The organism is Streptomyces sp. CA-288835 (assembly GCF_050936385.1).
Taxonomy (GTDB): domain Bacteria; phylum Actinomycetota; class Actinomycetes; order Streptomycetales; family Streptomycetaceae; genus Streptomyces.
The window spans coordinates 3,826,312-3,852,223 of sequence record NZ_JBNJMW010000001.1 but is presented as its reverse complement, the minus strand read 5'-3'; the positions used below and the strand labels follow the sequence as shown (position 1 = coordinate 3,852,223).

The following is a 25,912-nucleotide window of genomic DNA, read 5'->3' as shown; positions in this document are numbered from 1 at the left end:
GCCTATGGAGCCTCGACACCGGAAATCCGGTACCTGCTCACCGCGGCGTCGCGGATCTGAGCCGTCTGCTCGGGCTCGGGGCCCGTGCCGCGGAAGCGTTCGAGGTCCTCGTCCGTCTCCCAACGCTCGTACACGTTGATCCGATTCGGCTCGATCAGGTCGGCTGACAGGGCGAAGTCGAGGCAGCCGGGGGCGGCCCGGGCCTGCTCGATCACCTTCGAGCACCCGGCGAGGTACGCGTCGCGGGCGGCAGCGTCCACGTACAGCTTTCCGGCAATGATGATCACGTTTGCTCCAAGTCGTGTGGTGTGGTGCAGCGCTACCGAGACAGACCGCAGCGGCACGGCAAACTCATCGGTCACACGACGAGACACCGCTTAGTGTCGGAATCGTGGAGACAACACATCGGCCCGCAGCGCGGGTGATCTGCCTGGACGCCGCCCACCGCCTCCTCCTTCTCCACTGGCGCGACCCGTTTGACGGGTCACGGCTCTGGGAGCCGCCCGGCGGGGGCATCGAACCCGGCGAGACCCCGCTGAAAGCGGCACGTCGCGAACTGGCCGAGGAAACCGGCCTGGACCCCGCCGCGGTCCTCGACCGTTCGGTACCGGTCGACCGCGACGTGCGGTGGAACGGCAAGCGGTACGTCGGCCAGGAACACTTCTTCGTAGCCCATTTCACCGAGCACCAACCGGAGTTGTCACAAACCGGCCTGCTCCCCGACGAACGAGCCAACCTCCACGGCCACGCCTGGCTCACATGGCTCGACCTGAACTCGCTACCGGACCGAATCGAACCGCCACAACTACCGGCCGTACTCCGAGCGCTGGCGCCCGAGGGCCCCTGGCACGACATCGTTCAGTGACCCGGAAGGGCACCGTCAGAATCGCGATTCGCGGACTCCGGCGTCAGCTGAGGCGGCGGTGGTAACGCAACTTGTTGAGAGAGGCGCCGCCGGTCGTGTCCTCCACGGCCGTTCCGTCCGGGCGCCAGCCTGCGGCTTCGTAGAATCGCCGGGCCCGTTCGTTGGCCTCCAGGACCCACAAGGTGGCTTGCGTGTAGTCGGCCTGTCCCAGGGTCCTCATAGTGGCCTGCATCAACTGCCTTCCGATCCCGGTGCCCCAGGCCTCGGGTATCGCGTAGAGCGTGCCGATTTCCGCGACGGCAGGGGTCTCCTGAGACGGGCCGAAGCTCGCGAATCCGACGATGCCTGCCTCGGTTTCGGCTACCAGCAATCCCGTCCGCGGCCACTGGGCCTCCGCGATGCGTGCCTTCCAATCGGCCTCTTCGCGGTTCTGGTCCATGGCATCGAGGTAGTGCTGGGGAACCAGACCCGCAAAGGCCGCCTGCCAGGAGCGCACATAGACGCCGGCGACCGCTGATGCGTCATCAGGTGACGCTTGTCGAGTCTGCATGGCCGTCATTCTTCAGTTCGCCGCAATCCGGGGCGAGTTGTTTTCGCGAGGGTGACATCGAGTGCTGCCCTCGGACCCGCCGGCAGGCGACGTGCGCCGCAACGCGCCAGGGCCGTGCCCCTCCCTCGCAGGGTAGGACACGGCCCTTGGCGTAGGTGGCGTGAGGGCGCCCGTCAGGCTCAGACCTTGACGACCACCGTGCTGCAGACCTTGTCGGCAAAGGTCTGCTTCTTGTCGTCCCACAGCGGCCACAGGTAGCCGATGTAGCAGGCGGCGCCGTCGAGGAAGTGGGCGATGCGGCGGACGAATGCCATGCCGAAGCCGAGTGGCTGGCCGTCGCTCTCTCGCAGCAGTCGGATGCCCATGGTCTTCTTGCCGATGGTCTGGCCGGTCTTGCCCTCCTGCATGATCATCCAGACCGCCACGCCGATTATGATGACAAAGCCGATGACGCTGAGGATGGCCCCCACTGAGTCACCGATCGCCGCCCCGATCACCACGGGGATGTAGGCGACGAGGAGGACGAGCGAGTCCACCAGTGTCGCGAGCACTCGCGAACCCCAGTGGGCATAGGGGGGCGTACCGCCGTACATCTGCCCCTGCTGCGGGTACTGTCCGCCGGGCTGCTGGGGGTAGCCGTAACCCTGCTGGGGCGGGACACCCTGCGGGGCCTGCTGCGGGTAGCCGTAACCGGGCTGGCCCTGCGGCGGCTGCTGCTGCGGGTAGCCGTACGGCTGCTGCCCACCCTGCGGGGGCGGCTGTCCGTACGGGTTGTTCGGGTCGCCAAAGCTCATGGCGGTGATTCCTCCGTTGGAAAGTGCGGGGACGACGCGGCTTGTACGGAGGAAAGATCGAAGATCGAGCTGATCGCGGTCTGTCCCCCGTGCACTACCCGCGGCACTGCGCGCTCATCGTTCTAAAGGCCAGGCGTATTTGTCCAGCCAGATCCCGGAGGAGTTGTGCAAGTGCAACATCGCTGATCTTCGATGGATACGAGGGACCGTGGCCGATTCACCGGTCGACCATGCGCACATGCAAGTGGCGCTCCCCGGAACTGCCTTCCGGAGAACGCCCTCGTGCTCACGGCGTCAACTGCGGCTCAGTGACGCGGGCGGCTGAACCAGGCGGCGCCGTCCGACCGGCCCACGAACACCGCGATGAGGATCGCGAGCACGGTGTGCACCAGGCCGACGAGGATGAACGGGTAGATGCCCAGGACCGCGGTGATGACGGCGAACACCAAGGCGGCGATACGGATACCGCCGCCGCCGCTGCCCATCTTCGCCCCGAGGACGACCGCGAAGACGCCCCAGGCCAGGACCCCGACGGTCGCCAGCCACAGCACGGGTGTCGAGAAGTCGGCGAGCTGCTGGAACTCGACCTCGTTCTGGAGAGTCGGGTCCTCCTTGGCCGCCTGCAACGCGGCGGCGGAGAGCGCCATCAGGATGGCGCCGATCACCTGAAGACCGGCGATCACGAACAGCATCACGCGCGCGGCCTTCACACCGCCCGGCATCTCCATCGGACCGCCGGGGTAGCCGCCGTACGGCTGCTGCTGGAGGGGCGGCGCCTGCGGGTAGCCGTAACCCGGCTGTCCCTGCGGAGCGCCGAAGCCGGGCTGAGCCGGGGGCTGCTGGGACGGGTATCCGGGCTGCTGGCCCTGCGGCGCACCGTAGGGGTTGTTCGGGTCGCCGAAACTCATGGCGTCTTTCCTCCGTCGTGACGTAAGTGCGGGGACGACGCGGCACATTTCGGAGGAAAGTTCTACAGATGCGGCCCGTCCCCCCGGTACTGCCCGCGGCACTGTGACCGTCATCGTCCTTAACGCGCCGCTTATTTGTCCAGACGGATTCCATATGCGTTGTGCAAGTGCAACCTCGGTGATCTTGGGCGGAGTTCGAGACCCGGTTGTGACGGGGGTCACATCGGGTGTGTGAACCGGAAGCGCGGGCCGTTACGACGAAGAGGTGTGATGGGGGAGCCGCGCGATTCGGAGGCAGAAGCGGACCTTGTGGCGGCTGTCGCCGAGGGGGACCGCGATGCTTTCGGGCTGCTCTACCGTCACTACGCGCCTTGGCTGATCGGCCGGTTGCGGCACCGCTGCGCGGATGACTCGCTGCTCGACGACATCGTGCAGGAGACGTTCTGCGACCTGTGGCGCACGTGTGCGGCCGGCCGGCAGCAGCAGGTCGCGGACATGGGCGGCTGGTTGTGGCGCATCGCCTCCCGGCGGCTCGCGGACCAGGCCCGCGCGGGTGGCGCCCGCTCGCGGCTGCAGCAGGCGCTGCAGCGGCTGCGTACGCCCGTCGAACCGTCGGCCGAGGAGAAGGCGCTCGCCGGCGGCCGGCACGGCGATCTGGCCGATGCGTTGGCCCGGCTGCCCGTGGAGCTCCGGCATGTCATGCAGGCGACGGTGGTCGACGGCCTGACGGTGCGGCAGGCCGCGAACGTCCTCGGGGTACCGCCCGGCACGGTGAAGACGCGTGCCATGCGCGCCCGCAAGTTGCTCAAGCGGGAACTCGAGGGGTCGCGGTCGCGGCCCGGTTGGAGAGGAGGCGAGGATGACGCAGCAGGGATTGCCGCAGGAGAGTCCTGACCACCACACACCAGATCACCACACACCTGACGACCACACTCCTGACCCGCACACACCTGACGCGTTGCTGCGCGGCTATGCGCGCGGTGAGACGCCGCCGCACGCCCTGCGGGCCGTCGAGTCGCACCTCGACCGCTGTCCACTCTGCCGCTCACGGCTGTACGGCCACACCGACCCACAGATCCTGGACACCTTCTGGCAGCGCATCGACGTGGCGATCGACGCACCCGTACCGGGCAGGGCGGAGCGGCTGTTGCTCCGGTTCGGAGTGCCGGACCATGTGGCGCGCCTGGTCGCGGCGACTCCGGCGCTGCGTACGTCCTGGGTGGGTGCCGCCGCCCTGACCTTGCTGCTTGCCGCGCTGATCGCGCGCCTCGCCGAGCCGGCCGGGACGCCGGTGCTCTTCCTCGGTCTCGCGCCGCTGCTGCCCGTCGCCGGAGTGGCCGTCTCCTACGGCCGGCGCTGGGACCCCGCGCACGAGATGGGCCTGGTGACACCCATACGAGCCTTCCGGCTCGTGCTGCTGCGCACCGCGGTGGTCCTCGGCACCTGCATAGCCCTTACGGGCGCCGCCAGTCTCGCCCTGCCCGGACTCGGCCTCGCCACCTTCGGGTGGCTGCTGCCCGGCTGTGCGCTCACCGCCGTGAGCCTCGCGCTGGCGGCACGTATGGATTCCACGGCGGCGGCCGGCGCGACCGGGGCCGGCTGGCTCGCCGTCCTGATAGCCACCCACGACTCGGACGCGGTCTTCAGCGCGACGGGACAGATGGCCTCGGCCGCGGTGCTCGCCATGGCCTCGGCGGCCGTGCTGCTCTCCCGTACCGCATTCGACCGGCCCGCCTACCGACAGGGGACTGCCCGATGACCGATCACACCGTCGAGGTAAGGGAGTTGAGCGTGCGCTACCGGCGCTCTGTCGCGCTCGAACCCGTGTCCTTGTCGCTGCAGACGGGCGTCACGGGCCTGCTCGGGCCCAATGGCGCGGGCAAGACGACCCTGCTGCGGGCCCTGGCCACCGCACTCGACCCCGACGCCGGGGAGATCCGGGTGCTGGGTCGGGATCCCCGCGATCCCCGTCAGCGGACGGAGATCAGGCGGCACCTCGGCTTCCTGCCGCAGGACCCCGGATTCCACCCGAACTTCACCGCCTTCGAGTTCGTGGACTACGTCGCGATCCTCAAGGAGATGACGCACCGCGGCCGCAGACACGACGAGGTGCGCCGGGTGCTCGATGCCGTGGGCCTCAGTGAGCAGCGCGGCAAGCGGATCCGGGCGCTGTCGGGAGGTATGAAGCAGCGGGTGGTGCTCGCCGCGGCCCTCGCGGGCGAGCCCGAACTGCTCATCCTCGACGAACCGACCGTCGGCCTCGACCCCGAACAGCGGCTGCGCTTCCGCGAGTTGATCGCCGATATCGGAGAGGGGCGGACCGTCCTGCTCTCCACTCATCAGACCGAGGACGTCGCCGCCCTGTGCAGCCGCGTCGTCGTGCTCGACCACGGCGTCGTCAAGTTCGACGGCGATCCGGTCGGCCTGAACGCCGTCGCCCAGGGCCGGGTGTGGAGCAGCGCCGAGCGCGACCCGCAGGCGCTGGCCGGATGGCGTACGGGCAACGGGACGTTCCGCAACATCGGAAGCCCGCCGCCTGGTGCCGCGACCGTGGACCCGGCACTGGAGGACGGCTATCTGCTGCTCCTCGACGACACCGGACGGCGGGCCGGTCAGGGGGCCGCGGCATGAGCGGCACGATGACCGAGACCCCGGTGCGTGCCGAAAGCTCCGCCCCCTCCGCGGCGGCCGCCGCCACGCGCTCGCTCGCCCGCGCCGAAGCCGTACGGCTGCTGCGGCACCCCGCCGTACTCGCCGCGTTCGCGCTGTACCTGGTCCAGTGGACGTACGGCGCGTACTCCGGCGACGACCGCTATCCGGTGCTGCACGACGAGGACCGCTACACCCAGCTGTCGCTCCTGCTGATCGCGGCGGGAACACTGCTCGCGGCCAACCTCGCCGCACTCCGCTCGTACCGGCACGGCACCGACGCGATGTTCGACCTCCTGGTGCTTCCGCCCTGGCGGCGCACCTGGGCCTTGCTGCTCGCCCTGCTGCCGGTGACCGTGCTGTCGGCGGTCCTGGCCGGGGCCCGCATCGGATACGCGGCCGCTCAGGACGCGGCGGTCGGCAGACCCTCCGTGGCGGAGCTCGCCACCGGACCGCTCGTGGTGCTCCTGGCCGGAGCCATCGGCGTCTTGGCGGCCCGCGTCGTCCGGTCCGTGGTGGCCGCGCCGCTCACCATTGCCGCGCTCGGGATCATGACGGTGGTGGGCGCACTGCAGGCGAAGTCGGATGCGCGGTGGTGGGGTCTGGTCGGCATCGAGGACGAGGGCGTTCCACCGCAGCCCACCTCGCTCACCTACCGTCCCGTGAGCTGGCATCTGCTCTATCTGGCCGCCCTGGTGATACTGGTGGCCGCGGTGGCGGTGCTCCGCGCGGGCGGTCGCTCGACCCCGTTCAAGGCGACGGCCGGAGTCGCCCTGCTCGCGGTGCTCGTCACGGGTTTCGCACAGCAGCGCGGACTGCCGGACGAGGTGCGTGAGGCCCGTACGAGCGCCGAGAACGCCCCGTCGTCGCAGCAGGTGTGTGTCGAACGCGACGGCATCGACTACTGCGCCTTCCCCGAGTTCAAGGACAGGCATCGGCAGTGGGCGGAGGTGACCGGGGGAGTGCTGCGCTGGGTGCCGCAGGACGTGCGGGAGAAGCGGTATTCCGTACGCCAGCACGTCTTCCTGAACACGGTGGACGAGGGCGTCGTACCCCCGTTGCCGGTGGCGCGGTGGGCCGCCGACGACCGTGCGGCCGGGACGCCGGGCGCCGTCCCCATCGGGACCGACTGGGGCACGCACAGCGATCTCGCGGGGGACCACATGCTCGGCTTCGCCGGGAGCTTCGCGCACCGCGCGATGACCGGCGAAGCCCCCACATATCCCCAGAACCAAGCGATCTGCCGTGCTCGCGGGGCGATCACGCTGTGGCTCGCGGTCCAAGCGACCGACGAGACCCGGGAGGCCTACGACTCGTTGGCCGGGCGATCCTTCGGCGGTCTCGCGCTCAACACCTTCGACGCCGCCACCGGCTTCGGTGTCGACGGGCGGGAACTGGACCTCGTACGGACCCTGCTGACGCGGCCCGACGCCGAGGTCGGCGCCAAGGTGAAGCAGTCGTGGACGGAACTCACCGCGCCGGACACCACGATCGACGAGGCGGCCGCCCTCCTGGGCGTCCCGACTCCGCCGGCCGCGCCCGAAGGTGAGGAGAGCAGGTGCGAGTGAATGCTTCCACGGGTGCGGTGCTGCGTACGCTCCTCGGGCCCGACCTACGGGCTGCCCGCACCCTTCCGCTGGTCGGCGCGGGCGTGGTGGGCGTGGCCGGTACGGCCTGCCCCGCGCTGTTCTCCGCGCACGTCCAGCCGGACGCGGCCGCCGTGCTGTTGCGGATCGCGACCGTACTGACCGCCATCGGCCTTGCCTGCCTCCTTGACGATCCCGCGGTCCGGACGACCGTGGTGGTGCCTGTTTCGCGATGGCTGCGGAGCGGGCTGCGGATGGCTGTGGGCCTGCTGGCCTTCGGACTCTTCTGGGGTGCCTCGGCGGGCCTCGCCCGGCTGGGGGTGGCGGCCGACGCACGGCAGTCGTTCCCTGTCGGCGGGCTTGCGGTGGAAGCCCTGACGCTCGCCGTCGGCACGCTGGCCCTCGCCCTGTTCGGTGTGCGGCGCTCGGCGGAGGGAGCGGGCAGCCTGATAGCCGCGCCCGCGCTCACGCTCCTCGTGGTGGCGGCGCTGTTCCTGCCGGACGGCCTGGAGCTGTTTCTCATACCCGGTGATCCGGACTGGAGCGATGCCACCCTGCGGTGCGCGGTGCTGCTGGTCGTCGCCATGGCCGGCTGCGCGGCACAGCTGCGGGATGGGCCGCGTGTGAGACGTCCTTCCCCAGCCGCGGCTCCTTCGCCCGCTTCTGCTGAGCGGGCAGTCCGCTGACGGCGCGGCGCAACATCGCCGATCTTGAAGGGAGGCCATGGAGCGACCTGATTGGAACGATGGGCCGGTCATCCGGGAGGATGGGTTCATGACCGCCCAGATTCTCGATGGCAAGGCCACCGCAGCCGCGATCAAGTCCGATCTGACCGTCCGCGTGGCGGCCCTGAAGGAGAAGGGCATCACGCCCGGTCTCGGGACCGTGCTGGTGGGCGATGACCCCGGCAGCCAGAAGTACGTCGCGGGCAAGCATCGCGACTGCGCACAGGTCGGTATCGCCTCGATCCAGCGGGAGCTGCCCGCGACCGCCACGCAGGAGGAGATCGAGGCGGCCGTCCGCGAGCTCAACGAGGACCCGGCCTGCACGGGATACATCGTCCAGCTCCCGCTGCCCAGAGGCATCGACGAGAACCGTGTCCTGGAGCTGATGGACCCGGACAAGGACGCGGACGGTCTGCACCCGATGAACCTCGGCCGTCTCGTACTGAACGAGCCGGCGCCGCTGCCCTGCACGCCGAACGGCATCCTCACCCTCCTGCGTCGACACGGCGTGGAGATCAAGGGCGCCGAGGTCGTGGTCGTCGGCCGGGGTGTGACGATCGGCCGCCCGATGCCGCTGCTGCTGACCCGGCGCAGCGAGAACGCGACGGTGACGCAGTGCCACACCGGTACGCGTGATCTGGCTTCCCACCTGAAGCGGGCGGACATCATCATCGCCGCGGCCGGCTCCGCTCACCTCGTCCGCCCCGAGGACGTCAAGCCGGGCGCCGCGGTCCTCGACGTCGGCGTCTCCCGCAGCGCCGAGGGCAAGATCGTCGGCGACGTCCATCCGGGAGTCGCCGAGGTCGCCGCCTGGATCTCCCCGAACCCCGGCGGAGTCGGCCCCATGACCCGGGCCCAACTCCTCGTCAACGTGGTCGAGGCGGCGGAACGCAGTGCCGGCTGAGGACACGACCGAGAACCGGGACACGACGGAGAACCGGGACACGACGGAGAACCGGGACGCGAGCGAATCGCCGGCGGCGACGCGGGCGGGTGCCGCCGAGCCGGATTCCGGTTCCGGTTCGCGTTCCGCTTCCGCGGAGGCCCCGAAGGCGTCCGCCGACCCGTCGCGGAACGGAGAGTCGCGGGGCGCGCAGCCGCAGGGTGTGGAGCAGGAGGACGCCGAGTCGTCGCAGGACGGCGGTGCGGACTCCGCCGAGGCGGGCGACGAACTGCCGCGGGAGGGCGCGATCGTCACCCGGGACGCCGTCAGCACCGTCGGCCCCGACGGGCAGCCGCAGCGGACCACTCGGCGCTTTCCGCGGGTCACCAAGGACACCGCACGCCCGGAGGGCGGAGGGCGCGCCGCGTCCGGGGACGCGCCCGCGCCCGCGCGGCAGTGGCCGATGCTCACCGTCGCGGGGACCGTCGGGCTCGGGCTGCTGCTCACCGCGTTCGACGTCTTCCGTTACGGCACGCTGCTGATCGGAGTGGCACTGCTCGCGGCCGGCATACTGCGCTGGGCGCTGCCCGGCGTGGGCATGCTCGCCGTCCGCTCCCGCTTCACGGACCTCGTCACGTACGGCGTCCTGGGCGTGACCATCGTGCTGCTCGCGCTGATGATCCAGCCCAAACCGAAGCTGGAGATCCCGTTCCTGGAGGAGATCCTGCGCTACACGGTCCGCTGAGCACGAGCGCCCATGGCGGAGGCCCGCACTCTCCCCCGAGTCGGAGTGCGGGCCTCCGTGTTTCCCCACGGTGGCTCAGTGGACATGTGGTGCCGCGGCCTCAGCAGTTGACGTACGACGTCGTGATGCTGGTGAACCGCTTGTCACCAACCGTGCCGTCCCGGCCATGTCAGCCGCCAGATCCGGCGGGGTTTCCGGGGGTAGCGGGGACGTCCCACGCTCTGACCTGCTGGGATGCCATGGCCAATGACAATCGGGTGGGACAGGGGATGCCGTTCCGGTTGGGTAACGTGCCCTTGCGGGACGCAACCGCATCACCCCTGCGTGAACGTCCTCCCATCTGACGCAACCTCATATACGTACGCACGCGCCAAACGATCACGGGGGGTGGCGACATGGCGCGCTGGAAGGAACTGCCCGACTCGCTCGACCAGCGGGAGCGGCAACTCATCGTTCAGCTGCGGCGTTTGAAGGACCGCAGCGGACTCAGCCTGTCCGCGCTCGCGGCGAAGACCACGTACAGCTCCTCGTCATGGGAGCGCTGGCTCAACGGCAAGAAGCCGGTTCCCCGCGGGGCCGTGACCGAACTCGCGCGCGTCTGCGGTACGGACCCGACCAGGCTGCTCGTCCTCCACGAGGTGGCGGAGGGAGCGCGCCAGACGGCTCCCGGGGCCTCCGGTGCCGAGGCGGAGCCCAAGGAGGAGCCGGCCGCCACCACGCGAACCGCCGCCTCGCGCACGGTCACCATGCGAACCTCCGCCTTGCGAATGGCGACCGAACCTCGTCGCTCGAGCGACCCACCCGACGTACGGCGGCGCCCGCGCCCCCGCCTCGTCCTCGGTGCCGTCGCCGCGCTGCTCGTCGCGTTCGGCGCGGGGACGATCGTCGGCCTGTCCTGGCAGGACGACTCCGGCGGTCCCGGTCAGGGCGTTTCCGGTCAGCAGACCGCGCTCCCCGCCGAGAGCTACCGGCGCGGACAGACGTACGACTGCGACATCTCGCGCAAGGACGGCGGACTGTACGCCGGGTACAGCGCCTCCGAGCAGGTGCTGCTCGACATCAACCACGTCGGCTGGGACGTCGTCGAGGCGCAGTGCCTGCTCGCCCGGCACGGCTTCGACCTCGGCGACATCGACGGGGTGTACGGCGAGGAGACCAAGCGCGCGGCCTGGGCGTTCCAGGAGAAGCGCAAGATCGCCCGGGACGGCATCGTCGGCCCGGACACCTGGCGGGAGCTGCGCAAGTGACTCCGGAAGTAAGCCAACTGACCGCAGACCTGAGGGGGTTACGGGAAGCGGCGGGCCTGAGCCTGAGCGAGCTCGCCGCCCGCACCCTGTACAGCAAGTCCTCCTGGGCTCGCTATCTCAATGGCGAGAAGCCCGTTCCGTACGACGCTGTCGTTGCCCTCTGCCGGGTCGCGGGCGAGCGGCCCGAACGGCTCCTCGCGCTGTGGGAACTGGCCGACGCGGAGTGGAGCGGCCGGGGGAGGAGCGCTGCGGAGGCTGAGGAAGAGGCGGAGGCGGAGGCCGGTGTGCGGCACGGCCGCCGGGTACGCCGGGTGGCGTTCGGCGCGGGCGCGGTCGTCGCCGCCGGGGTGTGCGCCGCGGTGCTCCTGCTGCCGGACCAGTCTGCGGACAGCGCGGTGCCCCCAGCGACGTACTCATCCGGCCCGACGTACTCGCCCGGCTGCACCGGACGCGACTGCGACGGCCAGAACCCCGTCGACATGGGCTGCGGCGGCGACAACATGGTGACCACGGCCGCTCAGCGCACCTTCGCCGACGGACAGCGCGTGGAGTTGCGCCACGGCACCGCATGCGACGCGGTGTGGGCGCGTGCGACGGGGCTGCGGATCGGGGACCGGGTCGAGCTGACCCGCTCCGGGGCCAGCCCCAAGGAAGTACGGGCGAAAGTGCGGAACGACACAACCCGCTATCTCGCGACGACGATGACGCCCGCGGACGACCCGGCCGGGACCCGTGTCTGCCTGATTCCGGCCAAGGGTGAGCGCGTCTGCATCAAGGCCTGAGCCCGGTTTGCACCCTGAATGCGTCCGGATTGCGCCTGGTTTGCATCGGTACGTGAGTCTGGGTTCGGCGGGTGCCGACGGCGCCCGTCCACTCCCCCGAGCGAGGACGGACGCCGCCTGTGCTCAAGAGTCATGGGCGCGCCAACAGGGCTTCAATACCTGTCAGTTCCCTGTGGCACGGAGGTGACCGTTCCGGTACCTCGTGCCAGAAGTGCGACGTGTCCCGTAACGATCTGTACTTCACCCGCCGGTAGGTATGCGATTCCTCTGATGCTTCCGGTTCACTAGTGACAGGCGATGTCGTGTATGTGTTCCCGTTGTGTCGATGTATTGACAAGTTCGGGGATTTGATCTGATCACGTCCAACAGCAGGGATAACGTGGGCAATCGGGATGGTCCGGGACGTCCGGTGCGTTGACCAGGGGGGTCAAGCAGGTCGCACGGGATCTCGGTGGGACACTGGACCGCATACCAGCGGGCGTGCAACGGTGCATGCCCACGGCTCGAAATGCTCCTGTGCGCCCACACCCGGGGAACTGAGATCCTGGCTCCGCGCATCCCTGTGGGTAGGCCGGACGGGGACTCGGCAGAGGGCGTCACGCGCGAGGAAAGAAAAGCACGCACGGGGGGAAGAGGGGGAGCAATGCCTCGTTGGAGGGCCTTGCCGGATGAACTCGATCCGCAGGTCAGGGAGTTCGCCAGCCAGCTGCGTCGACTTGTCGACCGCAGCGGGCTGAGCGTCGCTGCCGTGGCCGACCGCACCGGTTACAGCAAGACATCCTGGGAGCGGTACCTGAACGGCCGGCTGCTCGCGCCCAAGGGCGCGATCGTGGCGCTGGCCGAGGTGACCGGCACGAATCCGGTCCACCTGACCACGATGTGGGAGCTGGCCGAGCGGGCGTGGAGCCGTTCGGAGATGCGCCACGACATGACCATGGAGGCCATACGGATCTCCCAGGCGCGCGCCGCGCTCGGGGAGCTGGGCCCCAACCCTCCCAAGGCCAAGGGCGGCAGCCGAGGCAAGCCGGCGGCGAGCAAGGCAGCCGCTGCGGCTCCGCCCAAGTCGGCGGGCGCCGGGGCCGCATCCTCGGCGCCGCCGCGTAGTCCTTCGTCCGGCGGGGACGCGCCGACGTCGTTCCTGGGGCGGATTCCGCAGCAGGAGTCGTCGGGTTCGTCGGGTTCCTCGAGCTCGGCGGGTTCTGCTGGTTCGTCCGGTAGGTCTGGTACGTCCACTCCTGGTGCGCCTTCGGCTCCCCGTGCGGGGAGTTGGGGGGTTGCTCCTCCGCCGGGTCAGTACGGATCGGCTGGATCGTCCGGCAAGCCGGGTCAGTACGGGCAGTCGGGTTATCCCGGACAGTCCGGACAGTCCGCGCAGTCCGGGTACTCCGCGCCGACCGGGCCGTCCGGGCCGGCCGGAGGGCCGCCCGAGGACGCCCGGCCGCCGCGCTCCGGTGGTTCGCCGGACGCTCCGCGGCGGAAGCGGCGGGTCACGATGTTCCTCGCGGGTGTCGTCGGCGCGCTCGTGATGATCGCGGCCGCCCTCTATCTCACCGACCCCGGCGGTGGCGGGAGCGGCGACGAGGCGAAGCCGACCCCTACCCCGACCGTCAGCAAGAACCTGCCGTCCGGTGTCGAGTGCAGCGGCAAGGACTGCACGGGCCAGGACCCCGAGAACATGGGCTGCGGCGGCGAGTTGGCGACGACCACCGACAGCGTCTCGGTCGGCACGGCCCTCATCGAGGTCCGCTACAGCGAGACCTGCGGAGCCGCCTGGGCCCGCATCACGCAGGCCGCGGTCGGCGACGAGGTCCAGATCAGCACGGCGGGCGCGGCGGAGCAGACGGGTCGGGTGAAGGTGGACACCGACACGTATACGCCGATGGTGGCGGTGAAGGACGAGGCTGATGTGAAGGCTTGCGCCACGTTGGCCTCTGGCGAGGAAGGGTGCACGACTGGCTCCGCCGGTTAAGCGGTTGGGTTCGTTTTTGGCTGCGGCGCCGTTGTGGCTGGTCGCGCAGTTCCCCGCGCCCCTTGGGTGGTTGGTGGGTGCGGGGCCGCGGTCCGGTGCGTCAGCCCGTCGCCAACAGGGCATACGACCCCGTGCTGACACAGGGTTCTGGTGTGCCCAGACCGAAGCTAAGCGACGGGCATAGGACGCACCGGCCCACGTCCCCTCCCCCCGGCGGGAGAGTGCCGCTTTCGCCGTGGCTGGCGAGCAAGGCGACTGGTGAGCTTTGTGGCGGGCGGTTCGGGGAGCGCCCCGTTAGGGGCGCGGGGAACTGCGCGACAAGCCACGACGGACCGGCAGTCGCCCATGAAACAGAACCCACCCTCCCGGTAGGCGCCCTGCTCAACCGCCGGAGGCAGTCGCGGGGCTGGGGAATTGTCCGACCAGCCACAACGGGTCCGCAGTCGACCGGGAACCGAACTCGCCCTCCTGGTGGGCGAACAACAGGAATGAGTCGCCGACTCGGGGGCAGGCGAACCCCAACCCCCACGGGATCCGGCACCGGCCGGGAGGACGGCACCCACCTCCCGGCCCCGATAAGCCGGCACCCCACCCGGCGGCCGCCGTCACCCCCTCTCCCGACCGGCGGCCGCCACTCCGTGGCTCGGCCCGCGGAGCGGCTTGTGGGGTGGGCCACACGGACCCGGAGGTCCGAGATCCCGGATGCGCGATAGCCTGATCGCTGGATCTCTCTTGACGCCAAGAGATCGATCAAAAGTCCGGGGCAGTGCCGCCCCACCGCCAGCTGTCATACGGAGAACGCCATGACCCGCACTCCCGTGAACGTCACCGTCACCGGCGCGGCCGGCCAGATCGGTTACGCCCTGCTCTTCCGCATCGCCTCCGGCCAGCTGCTCGGCGCGGACGTGCCGGTCAAGTTGCGCCTCCTGGAGATCACCCCGGCGCTGAAGGCCGCCGAGGGCACGGCGATGGAGCTCGACGACTGCGCCTTCCCGCTCCTTCAGGGCATCGACATCTCCGACGACCCGAACGTCGCCTTCGCCGGCGCGAATGTAGCCCTCCTGGTCGGCGCCCGCCCCCGTACGAAGGGCATGGAGCGCGGCGACCTGCTCGAGGCCAACGGCGGCATCTTCAAGCCGCAGGGCAAGGCCATCAACGACCACGCCGCGGACGACATCAAGGTCCTCGTCGTCGGCAACCCGGCCAACACCAACGCGCTCATCGCGCAGGCCGCCGCCCCGGACGTACCGGCCGAGCGCTTCACCGCGATGACCCGCCTCGACCACAACCGCGCGCTGAGCCAGCTCGCGAAGAAGACGGGCTCCTCGGTCGCCGACATCAAGCGCCTGACCATCTGGGGCAACCACTCCGCCACCCAGTACCCCGACATCTTCCACGCCACGGTCGCCGGCAAGAACGCCGCCGAGACCGTCAACGACGAGAAGTGGCTGGCCGAGGACTTCATCCCGACCGTCGCCAAGCGCGGCGCGGCCATCATCGAGGCCCGTGGCGCCTCCTCGGCGGCCTCCGCCGCCAACGCCGCCATCGACCACGTCCACACCTGGGTCAACGGCACGGCCGAGGGCGACTGGACGTCGATGGGTATCCCGTCGGACGGCTCGTACGGCGTCCCGGAGGGCCTGATCTCCTCCTTCCCGGTCACCGCGAAGGACGGCCAGTACGAGATCGTCCAGGGCCTCGACATCAACGACTTCTCCCGCGCCCGCATCGACGCGTCGGTGAAGGAGCTGGAGGAGGAGCGCGAGGCCGTCCGCGGTCTCGGCCTCATCTGAGGATTCTGGTCTGAGGGTCTGAGAGCCAGAAGGGCTGACCTGAGCCGACCCCGGCATTCCGCAGTATTCCGCGAGCCCGTACGGCCACACCCGGCCGTGCGGGCTCGTGCTTTCCCCGCGTACGGCAACGCTCATGCGCCGATGCGGAAGGCTTCACCTGTTCGGGTGGCATTTCCGTTCGCCTCTCCCGTCTCCGTGATCTCTTCGCTAGCGTCAACTCCCTTGTCCATCAATGGAATTCGCCCGCAGCCGGTATGCGCAGCCGGTATGCGCCTGCGGGAAACGGGAGTGTCGGGAGCATGGGAAGCGAACCGTCGAGGCGGCGCTGGGGCCACACCGAGGCCACCAGGCTGCTGTGCGCGGGTGCCCACCTGGACGCGGGGTTCCGCAGGCGCGTCATCGACGAACTCGTCGGGCACCCGGAGCGCCCGGTGGCGCCGCCGCTCGGTGCGGACGTTCTGCCCGTCCTCGCGCACGCGCTGCGCGCCCGCCGCGACGAGGTGCTGATCGCCCTACTGCTGCTCGCGGTGTGGATCGGGTTCCTGGTCAGCGATGTGGTGATGATCAAGGACACCACGGAGGACAGCGTCGGGGGCGACACGGGACTGTCCCTCGTCGACTACGTCCGGGGAGTCTTCGGGTCGGACTACGGGGACGAGTTGGGGGCGCCGGGCCTGTTCGGCGGGCTGGTGCCGGGCACCTGGACCATGTCGTACGCCTCGGTCGTCCTGCTGCTGTGGTGCGCCCGGATTATCTCCGGCCGGGGCTCGGACACCGCCATGGTGCGGCGGCTGAAGCTGCCGCCCGCGCTGGCCTGGCTGAATCGGCGCCTCGGCTGGCTGGGGGTTGCGTTCGCCTGGCTGACCTGCCTCGTGTATTGGGTGCAGGCCTGGGCCGGGGCAAAGGACAACCCGTACCCCGTGATCTTCCCGCTGCTGCTCGCCGTCGTCGTCTGGCGCCACCAGTGGCATCGGAAGCAGACGCTGCGTATGGCGCTGGCCCGGCAGACGTTCGCCGAGACGCCCGACCCCGGCCTGCCCGGCCGCTACGAGGCCCTCGCCGAGCGCATCCGCCGGGAGCAGGACGCCTCGCTCACGCTCTACGACGTCAACCGCCCGTTCGTCGGTGCCGGAGTGCCCCGTAAGCCCTGGACGGTCGTACTGGAACTGCGGCGCAGGGAGGCGGGGGAGAGCGGCAACGGCGTACCGGCGCCCCGGCCGGAGGCCGCGCAGCTCACCGCGCGCGAGGTCATCGACATGATCACCCCTCGGCTGCGGGCGCTGAAGACGTCGGCCGGGGACGGGAGCCGGGACCGGCTGCGGGAGCTGGAGATCGAGGAGTTCGTCTACCTTCCGTCCGGTGTGGGCCGCGACGAGCCGCTCGTCATCGGACCGGACGACTCCCATACCGCGGGTGTGTACGAGTCCGCGCAGGTCGACCGGCACTTGGCCGAGTCCGTGGGGGAGGGCGGGGAGGCCCGTCGGCACTTCCTGCGGATCAGGGTGGGGGCCTGGAACGAGCAGGTCGTCGTCTCGCTGCTGGTCCGGGTGCACACCCAGGGCGGCATGCTCGTACTCGAAGTGGTGCCGCATGTGCTCGGGCCGATCGTGCCGGAGTTCCGGCAGGTCGACGCCATCGTGGGGCGTCCGCCGGAGGGCCCCGTGCGGGATGCCGTCCGCGCTCTCGTCGACGCCCCGGCGGTCGGTCTGGCGACCGGGATCGCGGCCCTGCGCACCCTGGGCTCCGCACTGCGGCAGTGGTCGGCCCGTCCCGAACAGGCCGCGCCCGACGCCCCCTTGGTCTCGCTGCGTGAGCTGGCCGGTACCGACGCGCTGTCCCTCTTCCAGGAGATGGACGTCGCCCGCTACATCAGGACCCTCCAGGACCGGATCGGCGAAGGCGTACGGGACGCCCTCCAGGCCCACGGCTACCGCACCGACCGCCTGGAGCAGAACATCACCAACATCCACAACAGCGGGCTCTACATCAAGGAGATGTCCGGCGGCGCCCTCGCCACGGGCGCGCACGGCCAGGCCACGCACACGGAGAGGAGCACGGTATGAGCACCGACGGGGGAGCGAGCGGGGGGTCGGGCGGCGGGCCGCAGATCCATATCGGTTCGATCAGCGGGGGCTCCCAGGCCTTCGGCGACCACGGCAAGGCCGAGTCGGTCAACTACACGGCCGTGACTGCCGACCCGGGGTACGGGGAGCTGCTCACCACCGTACGGGCGCTGCGTACCGAACTCGGGCGGCAGGAGCGTACGGCCGAGAGCGAGGCACTTGGCGCCGAACTGGCCGAAGTGGAGGGCGAGATCGCCCGCACCGGGCGCAGCACGCCAGGACCGCTCACCCGGGTCCGGGACCGTCTCGCGGACTACGGTCCCGCCGCGGCGACCGCCGCGTCCGTGACCGCCGTCACCCAGGCGATCACTCAACTGCTCGGCTGAGCCCGAGAGACGACGATGTCAGAGGGACAACGATGGTGAAGGTCCAACGATGGTGAGGGTCTTCGACGCCGACCGCCAGGACTGGGCGGGGCCCGAAGAGGAACAGCAGATCGTCGTGGACCAGCGGCGCGACGAAGTACGCCAGCGCCAGGCGCTGCGTGGGACCGTCGCGGTCCTCGCGGTCTGCTCACTGGCCTTCGGCACCTGGGCGCTGGGCTGGAAGGACGAGCCGGGACCGCAGGGGTACTTCACGGCCCGCGAGACGCCGGCACCCGGACAGAGCGGGGAGACGAACGGCGACCCGAGCGGTGGTACGGACACCGGGGACCCGGCGTCCCCGAGCCAGACGGCCACCCTGCCCCCCGAATACGAGCCCGTGCAGGACGAGGAAGGCTTCCGTGTGGCCGTCAAGGAGGACTGGGTCGCGAACCGGCAGACGTCCGACTCCCTCCACGGCTTCGACGTCGTCAACTACCGCAGCACCGACGGTTCCCGCCGCCTCCAGATCTACGAGGTGCTGGAGGCCAGCCCGGACGACTCGCTCCAGGAGTTCGTGTCCGCCGGCACCGCCAAGCCCGACGGCTTCGAACAGCTCTCCCTGGAAAGCCTCGAGGACGGCGGCCGCCCGGCCGCCCGCCTCGAATACCTCGCGGACTCCCTCAAGGGCGAGGAGGAGATCGGCACCTGGCACGTCGTCGACCACCGCTTCGAATCCCTGGACGGCAAGCTGTACGCGATCACCGTCTACGGCCCGGAGTCGGACGGCTTCGACGACGAACGACAGGTCCTGGAAACGGCGTTGACCTGGTTCTGTCCACCGGCCATGGTCTGCCCGGAGCCGGTCACGGAGTGAGGGGCGGCTTGGGCAGCGTCTTCTCGAAGAAGTACGCCCCGTACACGTCGTCGTTGTAGCGGGGGATCTCGGTGTAGCCGCACGCCCGGTACATCGCCTGTGCCTCGGTGAGTGTGGCGTGTGTGTCGAGGCGTACGGCTCCGTAGCCGAGCTTTGCCGCCTGCCGCTCCAGTTCGGCGAGCAGTCGGCGGGCGAGGCCGAGGCGGCGGGCGTCCTGGTGCACCCAGACATGCCGGATCTCGCCGACGCCGGGTTCGAGCCGGCGCAGAGCCGCGCAGCCGACCGTTCGGCCTTCCTCGTACGCGATGAGGAAGGCGCCGGTGTCCCCCGACACCTCGTGCGGCTGGACGAGGGCCGCCCGGTCGTAGCCCTCGGGGAAACGGGCGTCGATGTCGGCGGCGTAGGCGTCGAGGCAGGCACGGGCGTCCGGGGCGGCTCCGTCGACGAGCTCGACCGTGATCGCGGCGAGCCTGAGCAGCCGCTGGGCGGTGCCGAGGGACTCGGTCAGCTGCTCGCGCTGGGCCGGCGTCAGCCCGCTGAGCAGCCCCTCGGCGAGACGGTTGGCCCGCCGGTTCTGCTCCTTCACCTCGACGCGTCCGGCCGGGGTCAGCTCCGCGAGCCGCAGCCGGGTGTCCTGCGGATGCACGGTGATCCGCACCAGCCCCTGTGTCTCCAGGGCCTTGGCCATCCGGCTCAGGTACCCGGCGTCCAAGCCGAGTCGGCTGCGCAGCTCGCGGAGCGAGGCCCCGTCCCCGATCTCGTACAGAAGGCGGGCCTCGCCGAGGGGCCGGTCCTGGCCGAGGTAGTGGTCGTCGAGGGCGCCGATGCGGCGGGTGAAGTAGCGGTTGAAGCGGCGAAGGGTGGTCACATGCTCTGTGGACACTGGCTCCATATTTCTTTGACTGTAGTCAAAGGTGTGGAGTGCGTCTAGGAGTTGTCGGAAGTGGGTGGCGGGGGCAGGAGCCGAGCGGGCACAGTCCGTACGTGAGCGGTTACGCAGATGAAGTGCCCGGCTATCTGACGTTCCGGGTGACTCCGCAGGAAGGGCCGATCGCGGCCTTCGCCGAGCAGGAGGCCTGGCAGGCACGGGAGCGGTACCCGCAGTTGCTGGGGGTGGGGATTCCCGAGTTCTTCCATGCGCGGGAGTGCGAGCAGGGCGGCTGGCAGCTGTCCGACTACGGCAGCGATACGCCGCAGGGGGCGCGGGACATGCTGGGTTCGCACTTCCGGCGCAGCGCCAAGGAGGCCGAGGACGCCGGGGACGCGAGCGCCCGGGGCAAGTGGATGGCTGCGGCCAAGCGCATGGACCGCGAGGTCGTCGATGAGCTGACCGTTCTGGGCGGCCGGTTCAGGATCGTCCGCGCCTCGCGGTTCATCCGCATGGGCGGCAACGGCCCCGAGCCGCCGCGCCCTTCCGATCCCGATCCGCTCGACGCCGATCATGTACGTCCCCGGGGCCAGGTGATCGACCCGTACACCGGTACGGGGCTGGCCGACGGCATCCTCAAGCTGGACCTGGTTCGCTTCGTCGGCGTCGTTCCGGGTGCGCCGCCGGACGTCGCCGACGACGCGCGGCGGGCTCTGGCGACCCATCCGGGGGGTGTCCTCCTCCCCGCCGTGTTCATGATCTCCGAGCGGGTGGACGGCAGTTGGAAGCCGCACAATCCTGGGGCGTCGCATCGCTCGCCCCGGGCCGCGCGCGACGTTCTGGCCTCGTATCTGCGCGTCATGGGCCCCTTCGAGCTTCGCCTCGACGAGGCCGCACGCGAGGAGTACGCGCGGGCCGCCGACCGCCTCGACGAGAAGCGCAGCAACGTGGCGAGTGTCGCGGGCCGCCGCTTTCGCGTCACCCGCGTCGAGCGGTTGGTCCGCATCGGGCCCGACGGCCCCGAGGGTCCCCGCCCCTCCGACCGGTCGCGCAGCCGTGCGGGGTGCCTCCGGCGGTTTGGCGGGTGCGGGTTGAGTGTGGCTGGTCGCGCAGTTCCCCGCGCCCCTGGGTTCGTGGGGGTGCGGGGCCGCGGTCCGGTGCGTCAGCCCGTCGCCAACAGGGCATACGACCCCGTGCTGACACAGGGTTCTCGTATGCCCAGACCGAAGCTAAGCGACGGGCATAGGACGCACCGGCCCACGTCCCCTCCCGCCGGCGGGAAGCTGCGGGTAGTAGGGGCGCGGGCTTTCCGCGTGGGCGGGTTCGGGGCGCGGGCCCCTTCCGGGTGCGGGCAGTCGCAGGCTTTTCAGGGGCGCGGGGAACTGCGCGACAAGCCACAACGCACCCGCAGCCGCGACACGCAGTGTCACCCACCACCCCTGGCGGGGGTCTGGGGCGAAGCCCCAGGTCAGGGAAAGGGCTCCGTGTAACAGGAGCCGTTTCTCATAGTGACGCGGCACACTGGCGGGGACGGGCATGAAACGTCCTGCCCGGGGCAGGGGCACACCGCTCCTCGGAAGTGGCACGGCTGTGCCGCAGGGGCGTACAGGAACGGAAGGCAGCACCGACCATGGCGGGACCAGCGGAGCGACAGGCGCAGCAGACGATTCACGTGGGCGGGGAGTGGCGCGCGGCCGTCTCCGGGGAGACACGTGAGGTGCTCGATCCGGCGGACGCCAAGCCGTTCGCCGTGGTTGCGGAGGGTGACGGACGGGATGCGGACGCGGCCATCGAGGCCGCCCGCCGCGCCTTCGACGAAGGGCCCTGGCGCCACACCCCCGCCGTAGAGCGGAGCGCCCTGCTGCGTCGCGTCGCCGATCTCCTCGTACGCGATCGTGAGCGGCTCGGGCTGCTGGAAAGCCGGGACGCCGGCAAGACGCTCGAAGAGGGGCGCGTCGACATCGACTGTGTCGCCGACGCCTTCCGGTACTTCGCCGATCTCGTCGTGGGGGAGGGCGGCGGACGGGTCGTCGATGCCGGGTCCGAGGACATCCACAGCGTTGTCGTGCATGAACCCGTCGGCGTGTGCGCCATGATCACGCCCTGGAACTATCCGCTGCTGCAAGCGAGTTGGAAGATCGCGCCCGCACTCGCTGCCGGGAACACCTTCGTCGTCAAGCCCAGCGAGATCACTCCGCTCACCACGATCGCCGTGGTGGAACTGCTCCAGGAGGCCGGGCTGCCCGACGGCGTCGCGAACATCGTCACCGGCCCCGGACACACCGTGGGCGCCCGCCTCGCCGAGCACCCCGGTGTCGACCTCGTCTCCTTCACCGGCGGTCTCATCAGCGGGATCAAGGTCGCCCAGGCCGCCGCCGTCACGGTCAAGAAGGTCGCCCTCGAACTCGGCGGCAAGAACCCCAACGTCGTCTTCGCCGACGCCTGCGCCACGGAGGAAGGCTTCGACACCGCCGTCGACCAGGCCCTGAACGCCGCGTTCATCCACAGCGGCCAGGTCTGCTCCGCCGGCGGACGCCTCATCATCGAGGAGTCCGTACGCGAACGCTTCGTCGCCGAACTCGCCCGCCGGGCCGGCAAGATCCGCCTCGGCCGGGGCACCGAGGACGGCGTCGAGTGCGGTCCGCTCGTCTCCGAGCAGCAGCGGGAGAAGACCGAGGCGTACGTCGCTTCCGCCCTCGCGGAGGGCGCGGTGCTGCGGTCCGGCGGCAAGCGGCCCGAACCGTCGGCGGAACGGCCCGCGACCGGCTACTTCTACGAGCCCACCGTCCTCGACCAGTGCCACCGCGAGATGAAGGTCGTACGCGAGGAGGTCTTCGGGCCCGTACTGACCGTCGAGACGTTCCGTACGGAGGACGAGGCCGTCGCGCTCGCCAACGACACCGAGTACGGGCTCGCGGGCGGCGTCTGGACCTCCGACGCGGGCCGGGCCCGCCGCGTCGCCGCGCGGCTGCGGCACGGCACCATCTGGATCAACGACTTCCACCCCTACCTCCCGCAGGCGGAGTGGGGCGGCTTCGGAAAGAGCGGCGTCGGGCGGGAGCTGGGTCCCACCGGTCTCGACGAGTACCGCGAGAGCAAGCACGTGTACCAGAACCTCGCGCCGAAGCCGGTGCGGTGGTTCGCGGGCTGACGCCCCCGCCCCTGACCCCGCCAAGGAACCGCCAAGCGCAGCACCTTGTACGACCCCGAGGAGTACTCCCCCATGCCTGAGCAGCACACGTACGACTATGTCGTCATCGGCGGCGGTACCGCCGGCTCCGTCATCGCCTCACGCCTGACCGAGGACCCGGACGTCACCGTCGCCGTGATCGAGGGCGGCCCCAGCGACGTCGACCGCGAGGACGTTCTCACCCTGCGCCGCTGGATGGGGCTGCTCGGCGGGGAGCTGGACTACGACTATCCGACGACCCGGCAGCCGCGCGGCAACTCGCATATCCGGCACAGCCGCGCCCGGGTGCTCGGCGGCTGCTCCTCGCACAACACGCTGATCGCGTTCAAGCCGCTGCCGTCCGACTGGGACGAGTGGGAGGCGAGCGGGGCCAAGGGCTGGGGCGCGGTGCCGATGGAGGCGTACTACGCCCGGCTGCGCAACAACATCGTCGCCGTCGACGAGAAGGACCGGAACGCCATCGCCCGCGATTTCGTCGACGCCGCCCAGGCCGCGCTGGACGTGCCGCGCGTGGACGGCTTCAACAAGAAGCCGTTCAGCGAGGGCGTCGGCTTCTTCGACCTCGCGTACCACCCGGAGAACAACAAGCGGTCCTCCGCCTCGGTCGCGTACCTCCACCCCTTCCTGGACCGGCCGAACCTGACGATCCTGCTGGAGACCTGGGCGTACAGGCTGGAGCTCGAAGGGACGCGGGCGCGCGGAGTGCACGTACGGACCAAGGACGGCGAGGAGATCCTCGTACGCGCGGAGAACGAAGTCCTGTTGTGCGCGGGCGCCGTGGACTCACCGCGGCTGCTGATGCACTCCGGTATCGGGCCCGCCCGCGACCTGGAGGCGCTCGGCATTCCCGTCGTGCATGACCTGCCCGGCGTCGGCGAGAACCTGCTCGACCACCCCGAATCGGTGATCGTCTGGGAGACGAACGGGCCGATCCCCGAGAACTCCGCGATGGATTCCGACGCGGGTTTGTTCGTGCGCCGCGATCCCGACCATCCGGGTCCTGACCTGATGTTCCACTTCTACCAGATCCCGTTCACGGACAACCCGGAGCGCCTGGGGTACAAACGCCCTGCTCACGGCGTCTCCATGACCCCCAACATCCCCAAGCCGCACAGCCGCGGCAGGCTGTATCTGACGAGCGCCGACCCGGCTGAGAAGCCTGCTCTCGACTTCCGCTACTTCACGGACGAGGACGACTACGACGGTCGCACCCTGGTCGACGGCATCAGGATCGCCCGCGAGATCGCCAAGTCCGAACCGCTGGCAGGCTGGCTGAAGCGCGAGGTCGCCCCCGGCCCCGAGGTCACGGGCGACGAGGAGCTCAGCGTGTACGCGCGCTCGGTGGCCCACACGGTCTACCACCCGGCCGGCACCTGCCGAATGGGCGCCCCCGACGACCAACTCGCTGTAGTAGACCCCCAGTTGAAGATCCGCGGCCTGGACGGCATCCGAATCGCCGACGCCTCCGTCTTCCCGACGATGCCCGCCGTGAACCCGATGATCGGGGTACTCATGGTCGGCGAGAAGTGTGTGGACCTGCTCGGCAGTGGCGAGTGATGGCCACGTCAACTCGCTGACTCCTGAGGAGGCGGCGAAGGAGTGGGTGGACAGCCACGAATCGACTTGGCGGACGTGGCTGTCCGAGTGACCGTCAGCAGGTGTCCGTGACGCTCACCAGGCGTTCGGCTCCGCGGAGAGGTTCTCGTCGGCCAGGCGTTGCGCTGCGGCGCGCGCCTGGCCGAGCCAGTCGTCGTGCAGGGCTCGGGCCATGCCGGTCAGCGCCTCGGTGGCGCGGCGCTGCAGACGGGGACCGAACGTGATGCGTGTGGCCCCGAGTCGGCCGAGCTCTGCCGGTGCGGGACCTTCCAGTCGCGCGTAGGCGTTGATCGGACCCGGGATCGCGGCCCGGAGCGCCGGGAGGGCATCCGCCGGGGCGCCGATCGGGTACACGCAGTCGGCGCCCGCCGCCACGTACAACGCGGCCCGCTCGACGGCCCGTTCGGGATCGGCGACCCCGCGCGAGAACGTGTCGACACGCGCGTTGACGAACAGCCGGTCGCCCGCGACGGCCCGTACCTCGGCCAGCCAGTCGGCGTGCCGCGCCGGGTCCTTGAGGACGCCCTCGTGCGAGTCCTCGAGGTTGCAGCCGACGGCACCCGTCTCAAGGAGCCGCTCCACCAGCTCCTTGGGGGCGAGCCCGTAGCCATCCTCGATGTCTGCGGAGACGGGCACGTCGACGGACCGTACGATCCGGGCGATCGCCGCGAACATCTCGTCCGCCGGGGTGCGCCCGTCCTCGTATCCGAGCGAGGCGGCGACCCCCGCGCTGGGTGTCGCGAGCGCCGGGAAACCGGCCTCGGCGAACACGCGTGCGCTGGCGGCGTCCCACGGGCCGGGCAGGATCAGGGGATCGCCCGGTGCGCGGCCCTGGTGCAGAGAGCGGAAGGTCTCGGCCTTGGTCACCACGTGTGGCACCCCGGCGGAAAGAACTGCGTGCGAGCCGTCACTTGTGCCGGCCCGCCTGGTAGTGCCCCGCGACCATACGGCAGGTCACGCCGAACCGGTTCCATGCGTTGATCACCGTGATCGCGGCGATCAGGTGCGCCAACTCGGCCTCGTCGAACTGCTTGGCGGCCGCGTCGTACACGTCGTCCGGCACGAAACCGTCCGTCAGGACCGTGACCGCCTCCGTCAGCGCGAGCGCCGCGACTTCCTTCGCCGTGTAGAAGTGCTGCGACTCCTCCCACGCGCTGAGCTGGATGATCCGCTCGACACTCTCGCCCGCCGTGAGCGCGTCCTTTGAGTGCATGTCGACGCAGAACGCGCAGTGGTTGATCTGCGATGCGCGGATCTTCACCAGCTCGAGGAGCGTGGGGTCGACGCCCTGCCGGGCTGCCGTGTCCAGCCTGGTCATGGCCTTGTAGACGTCGGGCGCGAGCTTGGCCCACGCGAGCCGGGGGGCGTGTTCGGGGACGTACGAGGTGGAGTCGGTCGTGCTCCTGGTCGTGTTGTCGGTCGTCTCGTTCGTCGTCATGACTGTGACCCTACGGTTCGAA

The 25,912-nt window shown here is 70.3% G+C and carries 25 protein-coding genes; 18 read left to right on the top strand and 7 right to left on the bottom strand.

The annotated features are described in order from the left end of the window. Nucleotides 1–2: 2 nt before the first annotated feature. Nucleotides 3–287 carry a putative quinol monooxygenase gene (locus ACQEVY_RS17290; protein ID WP_432949404.1) on the bottom strand — a complete coding sequence of 95 codons (285 nt, stop codon included), beginning with the start codon at nt 285–287 and terminating at the stop codon, nt 3–5. A 104-nt stretch (nt 288–391) separates the two neighbouring features. On the opposite strand from ACQEVY_RS17290, the gene ACQEVY_RS17285 reads away from it, so the two are divergent. Beyond that, nucleotides 392–865: an NUDIX hydrolase gene (locus ACQEVY_RS17285; RefSeq protein ID WP_432949402.1), complete on the top strand. Its 474-nt coding sequence runs from the start codon at nt 392–394 to the stop codon at nt 863–865. A gap of 43 nt (nt 866–908) precedes the next feature. On the opposite strand, the gene ACQEVY_RS17280 is transcribed toward ACQEVY_RS17285, so the two are convergent. From ACQEVY_RS17280 to ACQEVY_RS17270, 3 genes are all read right to left on the bottom strand, one after another. After that, nucleotides 909–1,415: an N-acetyltransferase family protein gene (locus ACQEVY_RS17280; RefSeq protein ID WP_432949400.1), complete on the bottom strand. Its 507-nt coding sequence runs from the start codon at nt 1,413–1,415 to the stop codon at nt 909–911. Between the two features lie 179 nt (nt 1,416–1,594). Then, on the bottom strand, nt 1,595–2,209 hold the full coding sequence (locus ACQEVY_RS17275; protein ID WP_432949398.1) for an RDD family protein: 615 nt from the start codon (nt 2,207–2,209) through the stop codon (nt 1,595–1,597). A gap of 305 nt (nt 2,210–2,514) precedes the next feature. Further along, entirely contained in the window at nt 2,515–3,117 is a 603-nt protein-coding gene (locus tag ACQEVY_RS17270) for a hypothetical protein (RefSeq protein ID WP_432949396.1), read from the bottom strand. A 270-nt stretch (nt 3,118–3,387) separates the two neighbouring features. On the opposite strand from ACQEVY_RS17270, the gene ACQEVY_RS17265 reads away from it, so the two are divergent. The 14 genes from ACQEVY_RS17265 (at nt 3,388) to ACQEVY_RS17200 (ending at nt 18,798) form a co-directional block, all read left to right on the top strand. Beyond that, on the top strand, nt 3,388–4,011 hold the full coding sequence (locus ACQEVY_RS17265; RefSeq protein ID WP_432949394.1) for an RNA polymerase sigma factor: 624 nt from the start codon (nt 3,388–3,390) through the stop codon (nt 4,009–4,011). Continuing rightward, nucleotides 3,977–4,876 (top strand): zf-HC2 domain-containing protein, encoded by a 900-nt coding sequence (locus ACQEVY_RS17260; protein WP_432949392.1) that lies wholly within the window; start codon nt 3,977–3,979, stop codon nt 4,874–4,876. Before ACQEVY_RS17265 ends, ACQEVY_RS17260 begins: the two co-directional genes overlap by 35 nt. Next, the gene (locus ACQEVY_RS17255) at nt 4,873–5,748 is read left to right on the top strand and encodes an ABC transporter ATP-binding protein (protein ID WP_432949390.1); all 876 of its coding nucleotides are present in this window, start codon (nt 4,873–4,875) and stop codon (nt 5,746–5,748) included. The genes ACQEVY_RS17260 and ACQEVY_RS17255 overlap by 4 nt, the downstream gene beginning before the upstream one ends. Then, nucleotides 5,745–7,334, top strand: a complete 1,590-nt coding sequence (locus ACQEVY_RS17250; RefSeq protein ID WP_432949388.1) for an ABC transporter permease — start codon at nt 5,745–5,747, stop codon at nt 7,332–7,334. The genes ACQEVY_RS17255 and ACQEVY_RS17250 overlap by 4 nt, the downstream gene beginning before the upstream one ends. After that, entirely contained in the window at nt 7,325–8,038 is a 714-nt protein-coding gene (locus tag ACQEVY_RS17245) for an ABC transporter (protein WP_432949386.1), read from the top strand. Before ACQEVY_RS17250 ends, ACQEVY_RS17245 begins: the two co-directional genes overlap by 10 nt. A gap of 88 nt (nt 8,039–8,126) precedes the next feature. Continuing rightward, the gene (locus tag ACQEVY_RS17240; RefSeq protein WP_432949384.1) at nt 8,127–8,981 is read left to right on the top strand and encodes a bifunctional methylenetetrahydrofolate dehydrogenase/methenyltetrahydrofolate cyclohydrolase; all 855 of its coding nucleotides are present in this window, start codon (nt 8,127–8,129) and stop codon (nt 8,979–8,981) included. Beyond that, nucleotides 8,971–9,705, top strand: a complete 735-nt coding sequence (locus ACQEVY_RS17235; RefSeq protein ID WP_432949382.1) for a DUF3017 domain-containing protein — start codon at nt 8,971–8,973, stop codon at nt 9,703–9,705. Before ACQEVY_RS17240 ends, ACQEVY_RS17235 begins: the two co-directional genes overlap by 11 nt. Nucleotides 9,706–10,100: 395 nt before the next feature. After that, the gene (locus ACQEVY_RS17230) at nt 10,101–10,952 is read left to right on the top strand and encodes a helix-turn-helix domain-containing protein (RefSeq protein ID WP_432949380.1); all 852 of its coding nucleotides are present in this window, start codon (nt 10,101–10,103) and stop codon (nt 10,950–10,952) included. After that, complete coding sequence (locus ACQEVY_RS17225; protein ID WP_432949378.1) at nt 10,949–11,734, top strand: helix-turn-helix domain-containing protein; 786 nt, start codon at nt 10,949–10,951, stop codon at nt 11,732–11,734. Before ACQEVY_RS17230 ends, ACQEVY_RS17225 begins: the two co-directional genes overlap by 4 nt. A 643-nt stretch (nt 11,735–12,377) precedes the next feature. After that, nucleotides 12,378–13,703, top strand: coding sequence for an XRE family transcriptional regulator (locus ACQEVY_RS17220; protein WP_432949376.1), 1,326 nt, complete (start codon nt 12,378–12,380; stop codon nt 13,701–13,703). An 803-nt stretch (nt 13,704–14,506) separates the two neighbouring features. After that, nucleotides 14,507–15,496: a malate dehydrogenase gene (locus tag ACQEVY_RS17215; RefSeq protein ID WP_432949374.1), complete on the top strand. Its 990-nt coding sequence runs from the start codon at nt 14,507–14,509 to the stop codon at nt 15,494–15,496. A gap of 299 nt (nt 15,497–15,795) precedes the next feature. Next, on the top strand, nt 15,796–17,559 hold the full coding sequence (locus ACQEVY_RS17210; RefSeq protein WP_432949372.1) for a hypothetical protein: 1,764 nt from the start codon (nt 15,796–15,798) through the stop codon (nt 17,557–17,559). Next, nucleotides 17,556–17,945, top strand: a complete 390-nt coding sequence (locus ACQEVY_RS17205) for a hypothetical protein (RefSeq protein ID WP_432949370.1) — start codon at nt 17,556–17,558, stop codon at nt 17,943–17,945. Before ACQEVY_RS17210 ends, ACQEVY_RS17205 begins: the two co-directional genes overlap by 4 nt. Before the next feature lie 49 nt (nt 17,946–17,994). Beyond that, entirely contained in the window at nt 17,995–18,798 is an 804-nt protein-coding gene (locus tag ACQEVY_RS17200) for a hypothetical protein (RefSeq protein ID WP_432949368.1), read from the top strand. Here the strand turns inward: ACQEVY_RS17200 and ACQEVY_RS17195 are convergent. Further along, nucleotides 18,788–19,690, bottom strand: coding sequence for a GNAT family N-acetyltransferase (locus ACQEVY_RS17195; protein ID WP_432949366.1), 903 nt, complete (start codon nt 19,688–19,690; stop codon nt 18,788–18,790). The two genes, ACQEVY_RS17200 and ACQEVY_RS17195, sit on opposite strands and share 11 nt — an antisense overlap. A 92-nt stretch (nt 19,691–19,782) precedes the next feature. On the opposite strand from ACQEVY_RS17195, the gene ACQEVY_RS17190 reads away from it, so the two are divergent. From ACQEVY_RS17190 to ACQEVY_RS17180, 3 genes are all read left to right on the top strand, one after another. Further along, a complete protein-coding gene (locus ACQEVY_RS17190) occupies nt 19,783–21,156 on the top strand; it encodes a DUF5954 family protein (RefSeq protein WP_432949364.1) in 1,374 nt (457 codons plus the stop codon). Between the two features lie 140 nt (nt 21,157–21,296). Next, nucleotides 21,297–22,817, top strand: a complete 1,521-nt coding sequence (locus ACQEVY_RS17185; protein ID WP_432949362.1) for an aldehyde dehydrogenase family protein — start codon at nt 21,297–21,299, stop codon at nt 22,815–22,817. Nucleotides 22,818–22,889: 72 nt separating this feature from the next. After that, nucleotides 22,890–24,413, top strand: a complete 1,524-nt coding sequence (locus ACQEVY_RS17180) for a GMC family oxidoreductase (RefSeq protein ID WP_432949360.1) — start codon at nt 22,890–22,892, stop codon at nt 24,411–24,413. A 114-nt stretch (nt 24,414–24,527) separates the two neighbouring features. On the opposite strand, the gene ACQEVY_RS17175 is transcribed toward ACQEVY_RS17180, so the two are convergent. Both ACQEVY_RS17175 and ACQEVY_RS17170 read right to left on the bottom strand, forming a co-directional pair. Beyond that, nucleotides 24,528–25,319 carry an isocitrate lyase/PEP mutase family protein gene (locus ACQEVY_RS17175; RefSeq protein WP_432955266.1) on the bottom strand — a complete coding sequence of 264 codons (792 nt, stop codon included), beginning with the start codon at nt 25,317–25,319 and terminating at the stop codon, nt 24,528–24,530. A gap of 40 nt (nt 25,320–25,359) precedes the next feature. Next, nucleotides 25,360–25,890, bottom strand: a complete 531-nt coding sequence (locus ACQEVY_RS17170; protein ID WP_432949358.1) for a carboxymuconolactone decarboxylase family protein — start codon at nt 25,888–25,890, stop codon at nt 25,360–25,362. Nucleotides 25,891–25,912 lie beyond the last annotated feature (22 nt).

Excerpts from the sequence above, each read along its gene's own strand:
- ACQEVY_RS17280 (WP_432949400.1), bottom strand. The coding sequence starts at position 1,415 with ATGCAGACTCGACAAGCGTCACCTGATGACGCATCAGCGGTCGCCGGC.
- ACQEVY_RS17275 (WP_432949398.1), bottom strand. The coding sequence starts at position 2,209 with ATGAGCTTTGGCGACCCGAACAACCCGTACGGACAGCCGCCCCCGCAG.
- ACQEVY_RS17270 (WP_432949396.1), bottom strand. The coding sequence starts at position 3,117 with ATGAGTTTCGGCGACCCGAACAACCCCTACGGTGCGCCGCAGGGCCAG.
- ACQEVY_RS17265 (WP_432949394.1), top strand. The coding sequence starts at position 3,388 with ATGGGGGAGCCGCGCGATTCGGAGGCAGAAGCGGACCTTGTGGCGGCT.
- ACQEVY_RS17260 (WP_432949392.1), top strand. The coding sequence starts at position 3,977 with ATGACGCAGCAGGGATTGCCGCAGGAGAGTCCTGACCACCACACACCA.
- ACQEVY_RS17255 (WP_432949390.1), top strand. The coding sequence starts at position 4,873 with ATGACCGATCACACCGTCGAGGTAAGGGAGTTGAGCGTGCGCTACCGG.
- ACQEVY_RS17250 (WP_432949388.1), top strand. The coding sequence starts at position 5,745 with ATGAGCGGCACGATGACCGAGACCCCGGTGCGTGCCGAAAGCTCCGCC.
- ACQEVY_RS17240 (WP_432949384.1), top strand. The coding sequence starts at position 8,127 with ATGACCGCCCAGATTCTCGATGGCAAGGCCACCGCAGCCGCGATCAAG.
- ACQEVY_RS17230 (WP_432949380.1), top strand. The coding sequence starts at position 10,101 with ATGGCGCGCTGGAAGGAACTGCCCGACTCGCTCGACCAGCGGGAGCGG.
- ACQEVY_RS17220 (WP_432949376.1), top strand. The coding sequence starts at position 12,378 with ATGCCTCGTTGGAGGGCCTTGCCGGATGAACTCGATCCGCAGGTCAGG.
- ACQEVY_RS17215 (WP_432949374.1), top strand. The coding sequence starts at position 14,507 with ATGACCCGCACTCCCGTGAACGTCACCGTCACCGGCGCGGCCGGCCAG.
- ACQEVY_RS17210 (WP_432949372.1), top strand. The coding sequence starts at position 15,796 with ATGGGAAGCGAACCGTCGAGGCGGCGCTGGGGCCACACCGAGGCCACC.
- ACQEVY_RS17205 (WP_432949370.1), top strand. The coding sequence starts at position 17,556 with ATGAGCACCGACGGGGGAGCGAGCGGGGGGTCGGGCGGCGGGCCGCAG.
- ACQEVY_RS17200 (WP_432949368.1), top strand. The coding sequence starts at position 17,995 with ATGGTGAGGGTCTTCGACGCCGACCGCCAGGACTGGGCGGGGCCCGAA.
- ACQEVY_RS17195 (WP_432949366.1), bottom strand. The coding sequence starts at position 19,690 with ATGGAGCCAGTGTCCACAGAGCATGTGACCACCCTTCGCCGCTTCAAC.
- ACQEVY_RS17185 (WP_432949362.1), top strand. The coding sequence starts at position 21,297 with ATGGCGGGACCAGCGGAGCGACAGGCGCAGCAGACGATTCACGTGGGC.
- ACQEVY_RS17180 (WP_432949360.1), top strand. The coding sequence starts at position 22,890 with ATGCCTGAGCAGCACACGTACGACTATGTCGTCATCGGCGGCGGTACC.
- ACQEVY_RS17170 (WP_432949358.1), bottom strand. The coding sequence starts at position 25,890 with ATGACGACGAACGAGACGACCGACAACACGACCAGGAGCACGACCGAC.